This is a genomic window from Comamonas sp. 7D-2 (genome assembly GCF_022749555.1).
GTDB classification, from domain to species: Bacteria; Pseudomonadota; Gammaproteobacteria; order Burkholderiales; family Burkholderiaceae_C; genus Comamonas; species Comamonas thiooxydans.
Genome location: NZ_CP094238.1, coordinates 632775 through 651689 on the forward strand (window position 1 = coordinate 632775; position 18915 = coordinate 651689).

The window sequence follows — 18915 nt, forward strand, 5'->3', positions numbered from 1 at the left end:
TAAAGGCGTGCAAGTCCCTAATGATTGGGGGCTGGCAAGGGCAGTTCGGTACTGAATTTGGCGCGCTTGATGCTGAAGAAGGCTTTGACATTGCGCACATTGGCATCCTGCGTGAACAGCTTCTGGCTCAATGCCAGGTAGGCAGGCATATCGATGGTGGCAATGACGAGGATGAAGTCGGGGCCGGGAGAGACGCGCCAGCATTGCTGCACGCCGGGTTCGGCCACGGCTTTGTGCTCGAATTGCAGCAGTGAGCTGCTGTCCTGCCGGTCCAGCGAGACTTCCACAATGGCCTGCAGGCCATGACCGGTGAGGCGGGCGATGTGTTCGCTGCTCAGGATGGCGACTTGTTTCTCGATCAGACCCAGCTCCTGCAGGCGCTTGACACGACGCAGGCAGGTAGGGGCAGACAGCTCGAGATGCCGGGCCAGGGCCTGGTTGCTCAGGCTGGCATCCCGCTGCAATTGCTGCAGCAGTTGCAAGTCGGTGTCATCCAGATTGATGGAATTTTCATTCATTTATATGAATTTTATTAAATAAATAATCAATATTCCGATTTGATGAAATTTTCAGTCATTTAGTTGGTTTTATTGATTGAAAATTTTTTATTGCAACCGTTAGCATGCTCGCTCAAACAACCTAAGGTGTACCTCTATGTGTGGCATTGTTGCTGCGGTGTCTCATCGCAATATCGTTCCGGTTCTGGTCCAGGGTCTGCAGCGACTGGAGTATCGCGGCTATGACTCCTGTGGTGTGGCTGTACAGGCAGCGGATGCCAGCGGCTTGAGCCTGGGATTGCAGCGTGCGCGCTCTACAGCCCGCGTGGCCGAGCTGATGGAGCAGGTCAAGACCGAGCATGTGGAAGGTTTCACCGGCATTGCCCATACCCGCTGGGCCACTCACGGCGAGCCAGCCGTACGCAATGCCCATCCCCACTTCAGCCATGGTCCCGGCATCTCGCCCGTGGCCGATGCCGATGCGCCGGCCCGCGTGGCCCTGGTGCACAACGGCATCATCGAGAACTACGAAGCCCTGCGTGCCGAGCTGCAGGCCAAGGGCTATGTATTTGCCAGCCAGACCGACACCGAGGTCATTGCTCACCTGGTGGACAGCCTCTACAACGGCGATCTTTTCGAAGCCGTGCAAGCCGCGACGGCTCGCCTGCATGGCGCCTACGCGATTGGCGTGATGCACCGGGATGAACCTCGCCGTGTGGTGGGCGCTCGTGCCGGCTCGCCGCTGATTCTGGGTGTGGGCAAGGACGGCGCGGAACATTTCCTGGCCAGCGATGCAATGGCGCTGGCGGGTGTGACCGACCAGATCGTGTACCTGGAAGAGGGCGATCTGATCGATCTGCAGCCGGGACGCTACTGGGTCATCAGCAAGAGCGGTGAGCGCCTGACAGAGCAGCAGCGCCCGGTCAAAACCGTGATGGCGCACAGCGGCGCAGCCGAACTGGGCCCTTATCGCCATTACATGCAAAAGGAAATCTTCGAGCAGCCGCGCGCTTTGGGCGATACGCTGGAAGGCCTGAAGAACATTGCTCCCGAGCTGTTTGACGGGGTCACTTCGGAAGGCAAGACCGGCGCGGCGGCCTGGCGAGTATTCAAGGAGATCGACCGGGTCCTGATACTGGCCTGCGGCACCAGCTATTACAGCGGCTGCACGGCCAAGTACTGGATAGAGGCGATTGCCGGCATCCCCTGCAATGTGGAGGTGGCCAGCGAGTACCGCTATCGCACCAGCGTGCCCGATCCCAAGACACTGATCGTGACCATCAGCCAGTCGGGCGAGACGGCCGATACATTGGCGGCCCTGCGCCATGCCCAGAGCCTGGGCATGAAGCACAGCCTGACCATCTGCAATGTGGCCACCAGCGCCATGGTGCGCGAGTGCGAGCTGGCCTATATCACGCGCGCCGGCGTGGAAATCGGCGTGGCATCGACCAAGGCCTTCACGACGCAGCTTGCGGGTCTGTTCCTGCTGACGCTGGCGCTGGCTCAGTCCAAGGGACGCCTGACGGAAGAGAAGGAGCAGCAGTATCTGACGGCCATGCGCCACCTTCCCGTGGCCCTGCAATCCGTGCTGGCGCTGGAGCCGCAGATCATCAGCTGGGCCGAAGACTTTGCGAAGAAGGAAAACGCGCTGTTCCTGGGTCGCGGCATTCACTATCCCATCGCACTGGAAGGTGCACTCAAGCTCAAGGAAATCAGCTACATCCACGCAGAGGCCTATCCCGCCGGAGAGCTCAAGCATGGCCCGCTGGCACTGGTGGACAGCCAGATGCCTGTGGTCACCGTGGCGCCCAACGACGAACTGCTGGAAAAGCTCAAGAGCAATATGCAGGAAGTGCGTGCCCGCGGCGGCGTCCTTTATGTGCTGGCCGATGCCAAGACCAATATCGAAAGCAGCGAAGGCATGCATGTGATTCGCATGCCCGAGAACTATGGTGCCCTGAGCCCCATCCTGCACGTGGTGCCACTGCAGCTGCTGGCCTATCACACGGCGGTGGCACGCGGCACCGATGTGGACAAGCCGCGCAACCTGGCCAAGTCGGTCACAGTGGAATAAGCCGGTTGCTTCGTGCTGACTAGAGCAAATAAAGTTTGTCGGACACGAATAAAGTTAGTCGAACAGGGTATGCCGCTCGTTGCTTGAGCTAGTCGCAGAAAAAAGCGCTCGGTGTGAGCGCTTTTTTGTCTCTATAACTTTGGTGGTATTGCTCGACTGGAAACAGCTATGTCACAAGGTTGGTTTTTTATCGGAGTTTGGTTGGATGACTCGTCACTGTGGGATGCCTGTTTTAGGCTGATCTCGGCCGTTCGTGGTTAAGAACCTCAGTGACTGCTCTTGCTAATGCTAGGCGTTCAGCGGCGCTGACATGACAGGCGGCTTCACCCTCCCAACCGGCCGCTAACAGTTTCAGGCAGAGCAGCGCTTCCGACCATAACCTTTAGCTTGTCCTGACGCGTATCGCTGCGACTTAGAACGGCCGCTGTTGAGCCGACGAGTTGCAAGCACACACTGTTTCATCGTGCACCAAGGCCCTCATGCGCGGGCGCGATGGTTGGCAAACAGATGTCTGAAGTCGCCTCTAGGATCAAAGGCGTCAGGCCAGAGTTGTTTGCTTATCCGCTTTGAGACGACCGTTGCGTCGCTGCGTGCTGAATAGCAGCTCGAGAGCGCTGTGCTGAACCTGCTGTGTAGACCATTCGTCGCATGGCATGAATACAAAGGGGAGGTCAGCGACAGAGAAAATCGAACCGGCTTGCATCAGGTTGCGGTAGGCGGCTGATGGCCGGCCAATCTTTCACGTACGCGGATCATAAGACCGCCCACAACCCGTGTAGCGATCTTCTGTAGTACAGGCTCTTGGATGAGAGTTCCCGTCAGGGCGGAGGCCGAGCCAAGTCGCCAAGGCTCTCAACCTGGCAGAATCACACTTGCGATAGGAGAGCATGGGCGCACAACTGATCGCGATGTTCAAAAAGAAAGATGCAAGCAATGAGAGAAGCGATACCGGTAATAGATCTGTTCGCCGGACCGGGAGGGTTATGCGAAGGGTTCTCGTCCGTCATGGGTACAGCGGGTGCGCGCTGCTTCGATGTCAAGGTCTCGATAGAGAAGGATCCAGTCGCGCATCGGACCCTGCTGCTTCGGGCGATCTTCCGCAAGTTCCACAAGAATAGGGTCCCGACCTGCTACTACGACTACGTCCGCGGCAACATCAGCCGCGAGCAATTTTTGTCCCATCCTGAAATCAAAGACGCTGCTGCGCATGCGGCTAAGGAGGCTCGCTGCGCAGAACTCGGCGTTGTCGCACCCGAGGAAGTCGACGGGTGGATCCGCGAAGCGCTGGGTGACCAGACGGATTGGGTGCTCATCGGCGGACCGCCATGCCAAGCCTATTCACTGGCTGGCCGCTCTCGGTTACGCAGCAAAGACGTCAAGAAGTTCGAGGCCGACGCCAAGCATTTTCTCTACATCGAATACCTGCGGATCATTCAGCAGTTCGCCCCGGCGGTCTTCGTAATGGAGAACGTCAAGGGAATGTTGAACTCCACCAATTCGGGTAAACGCATCTTCGAGAAAATCCTGGCAGACCTTAAATCGCCGCGAGAGAACCTGAGCTACGAAGTTAGGTCGCTGGTGGTTAACAAGGCAGAGGGGCAGGACCTTGACCCCAACGACTATGTGATCGAAGCCGACGACCATGGCATTCCTCAAAGCCGACACCGCGTAATCCTTTTCGGTATCCGCTCCGATGTGGCGAAAGCCACACATGCATTGAGGGAACGCCCTGATCGATTTCTTCTAACAAAGGTTCAGAAGAAGGTGGGCGTAAGCGCTGCTTTGGCAGGCCTGCCCGCGCTGCGCAGCAGGCTCTCCAAGGAACCCGACTCTCAGGATGCGTGGATAGAAGTTCTGCGCGAGTCTCCCAAGTCACTCAAAGATTGGCGCGTCCCAGTGCGTATGGACATCGAGGCGGCCATGACAAAGTTCATCAAGCTTGCCGAGAAGCAAACAACATATGGCTCAACCTTCATCCCCCAGGAGGTGACGCCGGGCGAAGCCATGCCCAAGGCATTGCGTGAGTGGTATCTCGACCCGAAATTGGGTGGAGTACTGCAACACGAGACGCGCAGTCACATGCGGTCAGATCTGCATCGCTATATGTTCGCGGCCTGCTTCGCCGCCACGCAGAAATATGCCCCAGACCTGCACTTTTTCCCCCCAAGGCTCTTGCCCAACCATGTGAATGTGGATAAGGAGACGATTCCGTTCAAGGATCGATTTCGCGTGCAGATGGGCAAACACCCGTCGTCTACAGTCGTCGCTCACATCAAAAAGGATGGGCACTATTACATTCACCCCGATCCCGCGCAGTGCCGCAGCTTGACGGTGCGCGAGGCTGCCCGCTTGCAGACCTTTCCCGACAACTACTTCTTCGAGGGGAACCGGACGGAGCAATATGGCCAGATCGGCAATGCCGTCCCACCGCTGCTGGCAAAGCAAATTGGCCAGATCATTTTCGACTTCATGTCTTCCCCACGTAAGCGGTGAGAGGCGCGCTCAGCGTTGGTCAGTCGGTGACTCTTAAGTCCCTCCCATTGGCCAGATTCCAAACCTGATACCACAGCACGCTGTAACGGTTCAAGTTGCCCTTCCACCGGATTTATGCCGTGCCGCGGGAACACTTCGTTGAGGACGATGTCGGCGTCGCAGATTCGCGCAAGTGGCATGCCCCCGAGACTCGCCTAAGCGCAGTTGCAATCGAAGACCGATTACATCTGCTCCTCGCTCAGATATACATGCAGGCCTTCGATGGATTCGTAGGCGAGGGTCGCGAAAGGAGATTGCATGGTGGCTTAGGTTCAGAGGCAGGTAGCGCGTCACAGCGCGTGGCTCGTTCATGCCTGCCGGACTGCCGCCAAGCTCTTGGCGCTGATCTCGCCCGTTGGTGCGCCGCTGTCGATCCAATCTCTCAGGGCATCGGGCAGGCCCTCGGCGGCCGCCGGATCGCGAGTCGAGCACTCCCAGACATAAAGTACCCGCCAGCCCATCTCCGTGAGCTTGTCGGCGACACGTCCGTCACGATCAACGTTGCCTTGCAGCTTGGCGGTCCAGAACTCGGTCCGCGTAGATGGCGTCTTGGCGAATTTGCATCCCTGGTGGGCATGCCAGAAACAACCGTGGACGAAGATTGCGATCCTGCGACCCGGCATGGCGATGTCGGGTGTACCTGGCAGATCGCTCCGATGCAGCCGAAAGCGGTGCCCCATCGCGAACAAAGCCCTGCGGACCAGCATCTCGGGCATTGTGTTCTTGCCCTTGATGCCGGACATCATCTGGCGGCGCTTGGTGGGGCTGACGACATCGACCATGGTGGACTACGATACGGCAAGTGACGTCGACGCAGTAGATCAAGGTTTTCACGAGGCGGTTGGACCGTCCGACCTCGGATTCCCTGCCATGCGCTGCGATGAGACGTCGCAACTCCAGGTGACGACTATCCGCGCAAAGTTGTCGCGCTCTCCAAAAGCTTGGTGCTGCGCGGTTCCGCCGTCTTTCAATCAAAGTCCTGACGAGCTCTCGTCAACCGCAAGAGCAAGGAAGCAGCCGAAGTCCAGTGGCCAACTCAGCGTGAATCACCGCCGATTTGCCGCCTTTCCGGCCGGCTTAGTTGAATCTGATGGTCACCACTACAGCCGGGTGTCTCGATCAGATTGGCCCAACACTAGGCGTTCCGATACGTTGGAGAATCCAATGCATTATCGATCTGCGATCACTCTGATGCCGGAAGCCCTTCCTGCAAAAGCTTCCGTCGGATCAAAAGTATCGCGGCGGCCTGTCGCTCGGAAGGGACTTTTCCCGGTGTGGCCGCGATGAGCAGCAGTTGCTCCTCTTTGCCTGTCAGCAGCTTGTTCTCAAGTCCCCACTGACGTGTCTCTCGCCACTTTGTAGGCTTGGTGGCCACAACTTCCGAAATGTCGAAGATCCCGCGGTCAATCCGAGCAGTCTCGACCGCATTGCTACGGATCTCGTCGACCTGCTCTCTCGAAATCAACTCTGCCTTGAAATCGTGCAAAAGCTCCACGCGCTTGCTCTTGGCTCGTTGCCAGGCAAGCTCCTTCTTCGCCCATTCGGTCACGTTTTCGAGCCCTTGCTCAGGCGAAATGATCACCTGATACATCGCTTGCGCAATCAGCTTCAGCTGTTCGCTGAACGCCGTCGAGATGCCTTGCTGCTTCCAGATCCGCGGAGTGTCGAGGCTCTTCCCAGGAGCGAGCTCCTCAATCATGGCTACCAACTTCGCAATTGTAAAGGTTACGACGTTCGCGCGATATCCGCCGTCATACCAGTCCTTCTGGGCAGGGATTAGCTTCTCGAGCTCCCGAAATACGATGGTATGGGCAACCACAGTTCGAAAGTACTCGTCATTGAACTCGAGCGGTCGGGACAGCCACTCTGCAATGATGAATTTGCTGAAGACGTCGAAGTTCTTCTGAGCCCCCTTGCTGACGTCATGCGGGAGACAACGCCACGAGTTCTCAACCTTGGCGATGTCGGTCTTTGTAATGAGCTGAGACTTTGGGTTCTCCGCCTCGAAACGCTGTTTCTCGGCTGGACTCATCTTGGCCGTCTCGATTCTGTATTGGCCCTTTGCACGCTCGTAGAACCACGCGGTGGGACGCTGGGCACCAGCCTTTGGAGGAGCCTTGATTCTGCGAGAGAGCTCCTCCATCCGTCGATGAAACTCGTGGTTCGAGAACAGGTCCGAGTCGGACACCTTAGTCTGCTTGTTTGCGAACTCCGAGATCTTAGGAATGAGTTCGCCGGACAACTCGTCTCCGACAACGGACAGCTTCATTTGCACGAAGATTCCTGACAGATCCGCACCGTCCTTGCGCCGAGTGAAAGTCAACGATGCCGTCGTCTGACCACCGTTAACGATCTGGAGGTCGGTGGCCGACTTCAGGCGCAAGCCGTCGGCCGTGGCCTCGACCACGACGGAACTCGCTGTGGCAGCAATGCCGTTGTTAAAGGCGAAGAACATCTCCGGGGTTCGAAGGATCGTCTCCCTTATTCCCTTGTTGACCTTGGTCGACTTCCCGAGAAAGGAGCGCACATTGCCCTCGAGGAGTCTGCTTCCGTAGGTGTCGTAGATGCGTGCAAGCGCCTCCCCAGGAAGGACGCAGAGATAGCCGTTGTACTGCGACTGGTTCAGGCTCGCGTGCAGGCAGCGAATGCCTCCCTCGGCTAGGTCAGAGAAGTCGACGGTCAGCGGTTCCCGTCCTCCCCTGCTCGAAAGGGCTGAGGCGAACCGCGTCGCGTCCCAGATGTGGAATTCCGCAGGTATACCTGCGACCAGCGCGTCGGGCCAGTCGCGCAGCTTGTCGCTCAGGATGCCGTCGGTCACGAGGTACAGCCGCAAACGCGGAATCGCCTCGCGATGCGACGCGAGAAGATCGGCGAAGTCGGTCACAGGGTCCTCGTCGGCAGGGAGATGGCCGTCGTTTCCTGTGAAGGTTTCCTCGATGAACGCGCTGAGACGGTTGAACTCCGTCTTCGCCGAAGTCGGCGTCACCGAGTGAGGTTGCTCTTCGCCCCCGAAATCTGCGATCACGACACGAAGCGATCCGTCAGCGTCGTCGAATGCATATCCATCAACACCCAGACTCCGTCTACGCGTACCTATTCCTCGATAAGGACAAGGCATGAAGTCGACGACCTCTTCCACCTCCTCGAGAATTCGACCGGCAACAGCAACGAATCCAGCTTCGGGATCCGATCCGCTGAACTCACTTATAGCCTGCGACAGCAAGTCGCTTCTGAATTGCAGAACCACGTTGTCCAAAACGTTCTCCTCCAGCTACTTAATTTCGGCTACACCTACTCTTCTTCGCCGCGTCAGTGCTTGACTTGTTACTTCATGTATCCTATTAGTGTAGCAAGCAAGATTTGGAGGAGAGAGAGTCCTATGCAGGACGGCACGAATGCGGGTGGAGCCCCGTACAAAGGGCGATTGCAGCTAGTTATAGGCGCAAGTACGAGGGAATTGCCGCCATGGGCCGACTGGCTCATGAGTCTCGGTGAATGGATGCGTGAGCAGTCACCCAAGTCTGGCAAGCGCGCTGTCATCGTGAGTTTGCCGTCGCGTCCGCTGGCCTCGGCCTTCGTTTGTTTGGGCTCTCTGTGTGCAGCAGCTCGGATGCACGACGAATCCCTAGACTGGGAGGCGCTCCGCGGATTAGCGGTTGGCACTAACGTGCACTGGCGAAGCCTAAACGGGGTAAGGTCGAAACGATTCTCCGGACGTGTTGCTTCGCTTGTCTCTGGGGACGATGGAGACTTCCTCATCATCGATGAGGTTGACTCGCGGGGCCGGCCCAAGGGGAACAAGACATACTTGCCCAGGAAGACAGCGCTCTCCTACGGTGTGACTTTGGGGGCGGTCTCCGCTCGTGCAGATGCAAGTTTGACGTCCGCAGCCGCACTCATGCAGGCACTCAACAGTGACTCGTCAGTGGCGTGGTCGCGATCCCCGATGGCAGATAGCACCGTTGTCACCGAACGGAGCAGTTTCTTGCTGAACCTGGAAGGGATCCAACTTCGTGCGCATCAGAGTTACGCGGTGCCGATGCTTGACGCTCTCTCGATCGCCGATGCCCAGGGACGAGAACACGGAAAGCTCATGGTGGCCTCAGCTCGAGCGGAGGTCGTCAATGACGCTCCCGATGGTGTGACGGTCCTGGACGGGGCGCTGGCTGTGTCGAAGCTCGGATACCTGAAGGCCCGTAGTGTGGTCATCCTGCTCTCGCATTCGGAGTATGACGAGGAAGTCATGCATGAGATCCGACCATTCCTGAGTCATGCAACGGATTCCGGGATCCATGGTTGGACTCCGAATGCAAGGGTCGGTGATGTGCCGCCAGGCATTGAGGTATTCGTCTTCGGTATGGACGCCCGGGACGTGGGAGATGCGTGTGATGTCGCCTGACCAGACCGTCTCCGGAGCGCGCATGCCAGAACGAGTTCCGCTCTTCGATGTCATCGACGGACGCTATGCGAACGCCGGATCTTGTCGAGTTAGGAGGATCGTCATCGATCATCCACTTTACGCGGACATCGCCAGCTGTTGCGCTCGCGTCTTCTCGATGGTGGATCGTGAGGATGACCATCAACGGCAGCTCGCCAGGAGTGTTTGGCTGCTGAAGTCGACGATCGCTCAGACCCTGCTTCCATTCGATGACAGTCGTCTGGGGGTTCAGCCCATGATCGAGAAGCTCGTACAGCAGGCGGAAACGGTACCTTCGGTCTCGGGGACAGTCAAAGCGCTCTCCGACGCGGTCGCATCTCTGGTTTCATCAGGGCGGAATCCGAAGCGCGAGATGTTCCTTGATACGCTGGGGAAGTCCACCTCGCAACCAGATGGCACCGGGGTGTTTGCGGGGCTTCAGGGTGGCCTGACTCCAGGTTGGCCTGCCACGATTGATGCGTCGCAGGATTTTCCCGCTGGCGCTTGCACGGTACTCAGGTCACGAAAGGACATTGCTGACAGCGGCTTCTCGGTCATCGTGATTCCCGGCACGCTCAAATTTGTCTCCACGCGGATAGCTATCGATCTCTTGTATGGCGGGCGAGCCAGGGATGTCGTGCTGCTCGTCTATCGACGCGAGAACCTGTTCGTTCCTGAGCCGGTAGGGCTTCCGATTGATGGAAGATTCCACAGAGCGACGCGAACTTCGGAAGAAGTAGACGTCGTGGAGGGGGGGGAGGATCAGCCTCTCGATCAATGGGCTAACGACACTTTCTGGCAGGAAATCCGTAATCAGCAAGTCGGAGGAGTTCCGCTTTCGGAAAGAGATGTCGCGGTGCCCGCGCGTTTTGTGCTCTTCGCAGACGGCAGCGGCACGTTTCTTCCGGATGAGGGCAGCGTGGTGGAGATCTCTCGACTGCTAGATCGGCCCGAGCAGCCGCTGGCGGGGACCGGTCAACTGCCGCGCAAGTCGGTACGGGACCTGGAGGAGCGGGATCTCGTGATGATGAGACTTCGAGGAAGTGGCGACTATCTCGACGAAGTGGCCGACCGAATGATGGCGCGGGAAGGGCAAGCTTCACTAAGGAGCACTGCGACGGCTTGGAAGGGCGAGCTCTTCCGAGCGCTCAAGCTGCACGGCGAAGGGGTCGTCGCGCGTCGCGCACGCGAAGCCGGCCTGAAGTTGCGCTCCGCAAGCTATCTATGGACGTGGGCAAGCGACGACGTGATCGCACCGCACGATGTCGAGAGCTTTCGCGCTTTGATGCGCGCCCTTGGTGACCTTCGGGTCGGCATGGAATCTGATTCGTGCGATGAGTACGCCTTGGACAAGTGGGCCGAGATGGAGCGGTTGAAGCACTTCCACCAGCACGCTGCATCTGAGATTCGCAAGGCCTTGCTGGAACGGGTCCACATGCTCGTTGTAGCGCGCTCGCGCGTGGACGTGGTCGAGTCTATCCAGTTGCCCGGACTCGAAGCTGGCTCCATTGGACTTCTCAGGGTGTCCGCTGTTGATGTGTCCTCGTTACGAGTACCGTTGTCGCGTCTCTTCCGTCTCGTTACAGTGAAGGTGTCCTAGTGGCTCGAATGATTCCACCGCAGATTTCGGCGAAGGCGCCCAAGGGCGAACAGTTGATTTTTCGCAAGCTGCGTGATGATCCAGGATCCCGGGATTGGATCGTCTTCCATTCCTTCGACATCCGTCGCCATGCCGTCCGGATTGAGGGCGAGGCAGACTTGGTCGTTGTCGTACCGGGCCTGGGTATCCTGTGCATCGAGGTTAAGGGCTGCGGCGTCAGCAGATACGACGGACTGTGGACCTACGAGTACGACCCTCCAAGGACATCGCCGGTTGGCCCCTTCAAGCAGGCGAGCGAGGCATCTCACTCTCTGCGCGACTACCTATTCCGACGGAATGCGAGCTTGGCGCCGTTGGTGTTCTATTCGGCAGTGATCTTCACCGAGATCGAATTCGATGAGCGGTCACTCGAGTGGGACCCCTGGCAAGTGATCACGAAGTCGATCCTACTCAGGAATCCGATCTCGCGGATTGTCGAACGAATCCTCGAGAGCGCCCATTCCAAGCTGGCGTCAATTCGTCCGAAGCTCGCTTGGTATGGCGAGCGAAGCCGACCGACGGCAAAGCAGTTGGAATCGATAACTGCGTTGATGCGTGGCGACTTTGAGTATGTGGCTATCGGCGGCATGGCCCTCGATGTGGCGGAGCAGTCCATCCGCCGGTTCACCGAGGAACAGTTCATCGCTCTGGACCTCCTTGCCGAGAACGATCGGGTACTGTTCAAGGGACCAGCCGGCACAGGGAAGACTCTGCTGGCGATCGAGGCCGCCCGACGTGCTGTGAGGGCAGGAAGGAGCACCATCCTGGTCTGCTTCAACAGTCTTCTGGGGTCATGGCTCAAGCAGGAGGCGGCTGTGGTCTCGGAAGAAGCTAGAGCGCTGGGTGTCTCGTTTCAAGTGGGTACGCTTTCGGGACTGATGCTCGGCCTCCAGAAGTCGCCTGTCCCTGACAGACCCGAGCCTAGCTTCTGGACCGTGGACCTCCCTATGCGCGCCACGGAAGCTCTGCTGACGAGTGAGTCGAAGTTCCCTGCCCACGACGTCCTAATCATCGACGAGGCACAGGATCTCCTCTCGGATGCGATGCTCGACGTCCTCGAGCTCATCACGCGCGGCGGCTTGTCGGCCGGCCGATGGGCGCTGTTCGGTGATTTCGAGCGACAGGCTATCTATGCGGGGCTGGACGGGCAGGCAGGCCTCGATCGGCTGAGATCCAGGGCAGGAGGCAACTTCACGACGTCGCCCCTTCGGATCAACTGCCGAAACTCGCCGCGGATCGCAGAGGCGGTAACGCTAACGAGCGGCCTCGCGCCGGGATACAGCCGAGTCCTAGCGGAGACGGAATCCTCGGATGTCGATCCGGTTTTTTACAAGTCCGCATCACACCAGGTGGAACAGCTCGCGAGGACGCTCAAACGCCTACTCAAGAAGTTCCCTCCCGATCAGATCGTTGTCCTTTCTACGCGCGCGGACACTTCCTCGTGTGCCGCCGGACTGGCCGCCTCGAACGGCGATATCGGCCTGACGCCATACAAGGGCGATGTGTCCAACGCGGTCGGGATCCGGTATGCCAGCGTGCATTCATTCAAGGGCCTTGAGGCGGTCGCGATCGTCCTGACCGACATCGACTCGGTCGATGACGCTCACGACAAGTCGCTCCTGTACGTCGGAATGACTCGCGCGCGGCACAGCCTGACCATGCTGATCAACGATCGAGCGCGTGGTCACTATGATCGATTGCTGATGGACGGATACAAGACGCTGATGCGAGAAGGTTCCAGATAGATGACAAAGCTTGAGACGAGTTTGGCCAATCGCGAGACGATGTTGGCGCGCCTGCGAGCCGAGATCGTCGGCCCGGATCCGGCCGGAAAAAAGGTTGGACTAGTCGACAAACAGGCTATGACGTGGGACGAGTTCCGCGTCGCACGACAGCAGCTCAACGGGGAAGAGATCGTTTGGCAGGATCCACCCACGAAGCGCTTCGGCGCCGGGATCCTCTTTCCTCAGGGCACAGACGAGTTGCTCGCGCAAGTCGCTGCTGATGCCGATAGCGAAGGCTTTGCGGATGCCAAGGATCTGGAATCGGAAGGAGCCGCACTCGACGACGAATCGGGAAAGACGGATGACGGAACTCGGCTGGCTGCGACCGCGGAGTCCGAGGATCCGGACGAGCAAGGCATCACCCTGGCCAACGCATTTCGGCCATCTGCACTCGGCTTGAGCTTCCTCGCTGACCTCTCCAGCAAGGACGCCGGGTATCGCATCGATCTGGTCAGCATCGGACGCATTGCCGCTGATCGAACGGTGACCAGCGCGTGCGGTGTTTACAGGCCTCTGACGGTGATTGTGGGGGGCGCAATCGGGAAGCCTGGACTGTCGCGCAAGGTGTGGCTGAGGCACGCAGCTGTCGACACCGCCGGCGGAATGCCGGGGGTGTCGGTCTCAGGTGCGGAACTGCTAGCGGCGAAGATTCCGATTCGGCTCCCGATCAACGCAGCAGGACTGCAGCTGGAGATGGTGATCGTCTCCCGCAGCTGGCCCGGCGCTCCCTCCCAACATCATCGACTCGTCACGGCCTCCATCGTCAATACCGCGAAGGCACAGCGTGAGGAGCTCGACTCGCTGAGCTTGTTCCAGGCAGGTCTACGCGTCTCGAGCGTGTCCGGAGCACCGACGATTGATCCGTATCCGGACTACCTCGCAGGCGAATTCCGCGATGAGGATCCGCTGGCCGACGACAACGTCAACCGGGTGCTCTATAGGCAGAGTCGAACCTTTGCCATCGGTCACGGTTGCGGAGCCGACTGGATTCACGGGCGCCCCAGCCGCGTCTCCGAGGTCTGGACAGACGTCCTGCCTGTCTTCGAAACTCCGGCTATGAGCGCTGACCTGTACGTAAAAGGGGAAGACGGTAGAACGCGGAGCCTTCGCACCAGCATGCGCTGTCTCGCCGGGCTTGACCCCGATGATGACGGATTGGGCGACGTTCACGCTCTGATTAAGGAATATCGTCGATGGATCGACGAGCTCAAGTCCGTCACAGCGAACGTTCCGCTGGAGGACCGGCCGACCGCAGCGGCGCTGATCGATCGATGTCGAGACTGCGCTGACCGCATTGAAGACGGCTTACAGCTTCTGAACGCGCTAGGAGCTGAGGGCGACCTTGCGAGAAGCGCCTTCAGACTCGCAAACGAGGCGATGCTGATCGCGCAGCTGAGATCGCGTCAGCCGCTTCGGCTTCCGAAGCGCGATGCGGCGGAGAGGCTGGCATGGGACAAGCCGATCGCCAGGATCGAGCCCGCAGCGATAAACCAGTCCCAGGGCTATTGGAGGCCGTTCCAGATCGCATTCCTGCTGATGTCGCTCCGAGGCATCGTCGAACCATCTCACGCCGACAGAAAGACCGTTGACCTGATCTGGTTTCCGACCGGCGGTGGCAAGACAGAGGCCTATCTCGGGCTTACGGCATTCACGGTGTTTTTCAACGCCCTCTCCAAGGAGGATGTGACGGGCGTTGATGTACTCATGCGCTACACGCTGAGACTCCTGACCGCGCAGCAGTTTCAGCGCGCAGCCACCCTCTTCTGTGCAATGGAGAGCATCCGACGCAGAGATGTCGAAAAGCTAGGGGAGCGCGCCTTCCGAATCGGCCTTTGGGTCGGGGGCTCCGCCACGCCGAATCGTCGCGCAGATGCTCTCCAGAAGCTACGTGCGCTGACGAAAGACCCCGATGCAGAGAACCCGTACGTGCTGCTTCGCTGTCCGTGGTGCGCCTCCAAGTTCGGGCCACACGAAGCATCTTACGATGAGCCGAAGCGAGCCAGGGGCTTCGGTAAATCCAGGGGGGGCGCAACCCGCTCCGAAGTTCTCGGATACTCCAAGGAACGCTCACCTGCCGGCGACACGGTGGTGTACAGGTGCGCGGACGACGCGTGCGAATTCGGCGGACACCCGGGGTCGACAAGACCGCCACTTCCCATCGTAGTGATCGACGAGGATCTCCTGGAGCATCCCCCGAATCTTTTGATCGGCACGGTGGACAAGTTCGCAATGCTCGCGTGGAATCCTGCAGCGAGAAAGATTTTCGGTCTCAACGATGCCGGACTTCACGAGGGGGTTCCGCCAACTCTGATCATCCAGGACGAGCTGCACCTGATCTCTGGACCGCTCGGTTCGATGGTGGGCGCATACGAGGCGGTCATTGAGGCTCTGTGCGTCGATCCAATGGGCGGGGGCATCCTTCCCAAGGTAGTTGCATCGACTGCCACCATCAGTCGTGCACGCGAGCAGGTGAAGTCGCTTTATGCTCGAAGCTCAGTGGCGCTGTTCCCGCCCGCCGGACTCGATGCGGCAGACTCATTCTTTGCACGCCAAGCTGTTGATGAGCACGGCATACCCCTGCCCGGCCGGCTGTACGCGGGCGTGCTGGCACCGGCTCACGGCTCGGTCCAGACATCCGAGGCAAGAATTTTTGCCACGCTGATGCAGAGCGCTGCTCTCCTGGAGGGGGAGCCCTCAGACGTCGATCCCTGGTGGACCCTCCTCGTCTTCTTCAACTCACTCAGGGAACTGGGTGGGGCGCTGACGCTGTTTTCCGCGGACACGCGCGAATACCTGCGCGTGATGCTCGGGCGGCATGGCGTTGACTACTCGCGTATCAGGCAGATGTTCCGGGTGGAGGAGCTCACAAGTCGCATTCGCGGAGACCACATCCCGCGTCTCCTTGAGCAGTTGGAGGTCCGCCTTTCAAGTCCAGAGGGGAAGCACGGCGGAAGTTCGCTGCCCACACCCGTCGACGCGTGCTTGGCTTCAAACATCATCGAGGTCGGGGTCGACATTCCTCGCCTGTCTCTGATGGCAATCGTCGGTCAGCCCAAGACGACTTCACAGTACATCCAGGTGTCCAGTCGGGTTGGTCGCGATACCAGCAAGCCCGGCCTTGTCGTCGTGATCTATGGCCAGACCAAGGCGCGAGACCGAAGTCACTACGAGAAGTTCAGGGCCTACCACCAGAAGCTTTATGCGCAGGTTGAGCCGACCAGCGTCACGCCGTTCAGTCCTCCTGCCGTGGATCGTGCTCTCCATGGTCTGTTGGTTGCCCTCGTTCGTCAGATGGGCAGTCGCGAGCAGGAAGCTTCCTTGCCGGATCCGTTTCCGCTGAAAGCGGGAAGCGTACTCCGCGCCAGGATCGAGGGAATCATTCGTGATCGCGTCCTCGCGATCGCGCCGCACGAAGAGAACTCTGTGATGCGGAAGCTCCAGCAGAGGCTCGATGAGTGGAAGGCATGGAGCCCCGTCGAATACGGTAGGTTCGGACAGCCGCCCGAAGACGCCCCGCTGATGCATCCTGCGGGAAGTGCGGAGCGACCCGAGTGGAATCACCGCAGCTGGGCCACCATGTCCTCCCTTCGAAATGTCGATGCCAGCTGCGAGGCCGACGTCACCGATGCATACATTCCGACCCCAGGAGCCCAACCATGAACCGACCCGTTCGACGATCCCAGGCTATCTCGCCTTTTGGCATCGGTGCGCTCATCGACTTCCCCGGCCCAGTCTCGCTAGTGCACGCCGGCCTCGACGCCTGGCCGTTCGACCCCGCCAAGCCGGAGCATCGCGAATTCAAGGTCGAAGATGAACCCAGGCTTGCCCGGCGCCTGGGGGTCGACTTCTTTGTGCAGCCGCCCGACTTCCGCATGCCGAACGGTGCGGGATCAACGGAGGCGGTGAACGTTGGGCTGAAGCTGCCATTTCTCCGGTTCCCGCTCTGGCACTCGTGCCCTCGGTGCGGGCGCATGTTCGAGACTAGGTATCAGGATCGATCAGCCCCGCAATGCACTGGGCCGGTTGGAAGTGGGGGCGACAAGGGTAAGACACACAAGGCCCGCCGAACCGTGCAGGTTCGATTCGTTACGGTCTGCCGAGACGGACACCTGCGCGACTTTCCGTGGATAGAGTGGCTTGGTCTCGAACCTGAAGAATGGAACCGTACGCGGTCGGACCGGTGGCTTCGTCTGCTTTCCACGGGCTCGGCGTCGATCGCAGGGGTTATCGTGGTTGCCGAGCGCCAGCAGGCGGACGGTGTCGTCGAGGTCAAGCGCCGCTCCCTGACCGGTGCGTTCGGCGGCGAACTCGGTGTGAAATGCGACTCGCAGGTACCTGCTCTTGGCATCGGTGATGGGGGAGACAACCCTGGCGAAGCTTGTCCGCAGAAGCTGCAGGCCGTGCTGCGAGGCGCGAGCAATCTGTACTTTTCCGATGTTCGAAGCTCCATCTACATCCCCGAGGTGAAGGACGCGGCATTCCCTCAGGACGTTCTGGATATTCTTGAAGACCATGAGTTCAAGCAGGAACTTCTGAACGCGGCGATCCTTTCCGAGGAAGGAACGCTCTCGCGAAAGGCGGTGAGCGTCATGCTCAAGAGGCGACGCCCTGAATCGGAGGTCGACCCTGCCCTCCTCGCAGAGGCAGCGAACAAGCATGTACTGCACGAAGCGCTGACCCAGCATCGTCAGACGGCCACGTTGCTCGCCATAAGAGCAAAGAACAATGACGGTCGTCTGACGGCGGGGATGATCAGCGAAGTGATCAAAGCCTCGCTCGTCTCCGAATGGGAAATCGATCCCGCATTGCTCGTCGCCCAGCTCAACCACTGGCTCGAGTCGAGATTCGACGACTCGCCGGGCGATGGACCGCCCACCGGCACCGAAGTCGCGGAGGGGGCATTTCGCTTTGAGGAGTACGCGACCTTCTGCCGTGACGGGCAGGAGGGTATGCCGAAGATCAACCTTCTGGTTCGAAGCCACTCGATGGAATCGTATGAACCAATGGTTCGAGATCGATTCAGTCGGATCGCACTGCTCGACAAGCTGCGTGAGACTCGTGCCTTCGTCGGTTACAGCCGGCTATTTGCCGCGTCGTCGCAGGACTCCGACAAGCGCTGGAAGCTGATTTCACGCGCGCGGAAGAACTGGCTTCCTGCAGTCGTGGTGCGAGGAGAAGGCATCTTCCTCGTGTTCGACGGCGCGAAGCTGGATCGCTGGCAGTCCGTGCACGGGGCATTCCACCGTGAACGTCTCTTGCAGGTGAACAGGAACGTGCATGCCCAGGCAAGCCGTCGCGAGACTCTCGCCTCCGATGTAGATCCGAAGTTCGTCCTGCTACATACGTTCGCACATGCCCTGATAAACCAGTTGACGTTCGATTGCGGCTACGGCTCATCCTCTCTGCGGGAGCGGATCTACTTCTCGGATGAGCACCCGCGAATGAGCGGAGTGCTGATCTACACGGCTGCCGGTGACTCAGAGGGGACGATGGGAGGCCTGGTTCGCATGGGATCTCCGGACTTGCTCGAACCCACCATCGCTCGAGCCATAGATCGCGCTCGGTGGTGCTCAAGCGACCCTGTGTGCATCGAAAGCCTCGGCCAGGGCCCCGACAACTGCAACTTGGCTGCCTGCCATTCCTGTGCGCTTCTCCCGGAGACTTCCTGCGAGCAGCAGAATCGACTTCTCGATCGCGGGGTTCTTGTCGGCACGCTGGATCGCCCGGACACGGGCTTCTTCTTTTAGGAGAAATGAGCAACCTCGCCATTGACTTACGAAGCGGACTTGCCGGTCAGGGAGGCTTACGGAAGGCAAGCGACGGCCTGAGGACTCAGGCCTCCATCTCAGATTTGATCGCGTGAGATCGGGATTGTGGAAAGCAGCCTCCCGCTGACGCTGAGGTCGACTTTGCCTGCGTGCGGTGCAACGAACGGCCGCTCAAGCTACGCCTAGCTCGCGCGCTGATGCCCG

General features: G+C 59.4%; 10 protein-coding genes. 7 read left to right on the forward strand and 3 right to left on the reverse strand.

From position 1 onward, the window contains the following. Positions 1-17: 17 nt before the first annotated feature. On the reverse strand, positions 18-518 hold the full coding sequence (locus tag MPZ60_RS02875) for an Lrp/AsnC family transcriptional regulator (protein WP_034357226.1): 501 nt from the start codon (positions 516-518) through the stop codon (positions 18-20). Between the two features lie 136 nt (positions 519-654). On the opposite strand from MPZ60_RS02875, the gene glmS reads away from it, so the two are divergent. Further along, entirely contained in the window at positions 655-2571 is a 1917-nt protein-coding gene (gene glmS, locus MPZ60_RS02880) for a glutamine--fructose-6-phosphate transaminase (isomerizing) (protein ID WP_034357228.1), read from the forward strand. Positions 2572-3504: 933 nt separating this feature from the next. Beyond that, a complete protein-coding gene (locus tag MPZ60_RS02885; RefSeq protein WP_242881931.1) occupies positions 3505-5064 on the forward strand; it encodes a DNA cytosine methyltransferase in 1560 nt (519 codons plus the stop codon). A gap of 347 nt (positions 5065-5411) precedes the next feature. Here MPZ60_RS02885 and MPZ60_RS02890 read toward each other — a convergent pair whose 3' ends face one another. Both MPZ60_RS02890 and MPZ60_RS02895 read right to left on the reverse strand, forming a co-directional pair. After that, the gene (locus MPZ60_RS02890; RefSeq protein ID WP_242881930.1) at positions 5412-5885 is read right to left on the reverse strand and encodes a very short patch repair endonuclease; all 474 of its coding nucleotides are present in this window, start codon (positions 5883-5885) and stop codon (positions 5412-5414) included. A gap of 401 nt (positions 5886-6286) precedes the next feature. Beyond that, positions 6287-8350 carry an AIPR family protein gene (locus tag MPZ60_RS02895; RefSeq protein WP_242882094.1) on the reverse strand — a complete coding sequence of 688 codons (2064 nt, stop codon included), beginning with the start codon at positions 8348-8350 and terminating at the stop codon, positions 6287-6289. A 738-nt stretch (positions 8351-9088) separates the two neighbouring features. Between MPZ60_RS02895 and MPZ60_RS02900 the strand changes: the two genes are divergently transcribed. Genes MPZ60_RS02900 through drmB form a run of 5 tightly spaced genes read left to right on the forward strand, consistent with a single transcriptional unit; the run spans position 9089 to position 18690 of the window. Further along, positions 9089-9502 carry a hypothetical protein gene (locus MPZ60_RS02900; RefSeq protein ID WP_242881929.1) on the forward strand — a complete coding sequence of 138 codons (414 nt, stop codon included), beginning with the start codon at positions 9089-9091 and terminating at the stop codon, positions 9500-9502. A gap of 22 nt (positions 9503-9524) precedes the next feature. Then, complete coding sequence (locus MPZ60_RS02905; protein WP_242881928.1) at positions 9525-11120, forward strand: hypothetical protein; 1596 nt, start codon at positions 9525-9527, stop codon at positions 11118-11120. Positions 11121-11128: 8 nt separating this feature from the next. Then, positions 11129-12904 (forward strand): nuclease-related domain-containing DEAD/DEAH box helicase, encoded by a 1776-nt coding sequence (locus MPZ60_RS02910; RefSeq protein WP_242881927.1) that lies wholly within the window; start codon positions 11129-11131, stop codon positions 12902-12904. After that, positions 12905-16603, forward strand: a complete 3699-nt coding sequence (locus MPZ60_RS02915; RefSeq protein WP_242881926.1) for a helicase-related protein — start codon at positions 12905-12907, stop codon at positions 16601-16603. It begins immediately after the preceding gene. After that, a complete protein-coding gene (gene drmB, locus MPZ60_RS02920; RefSeq protein WP_242881925.1) occupies positions 16600-18690 on the forward strand; it encodes a DUF1998 domain-containing protein in 2091 nt (696 codons plus the stop codon). The genes MPZ60_RS02915 and drmB overlap by 4 nt, the downstream gene beginning before the upstream one ends. Positions 18691-18915 lie beyond the last annotated feature (225 nt).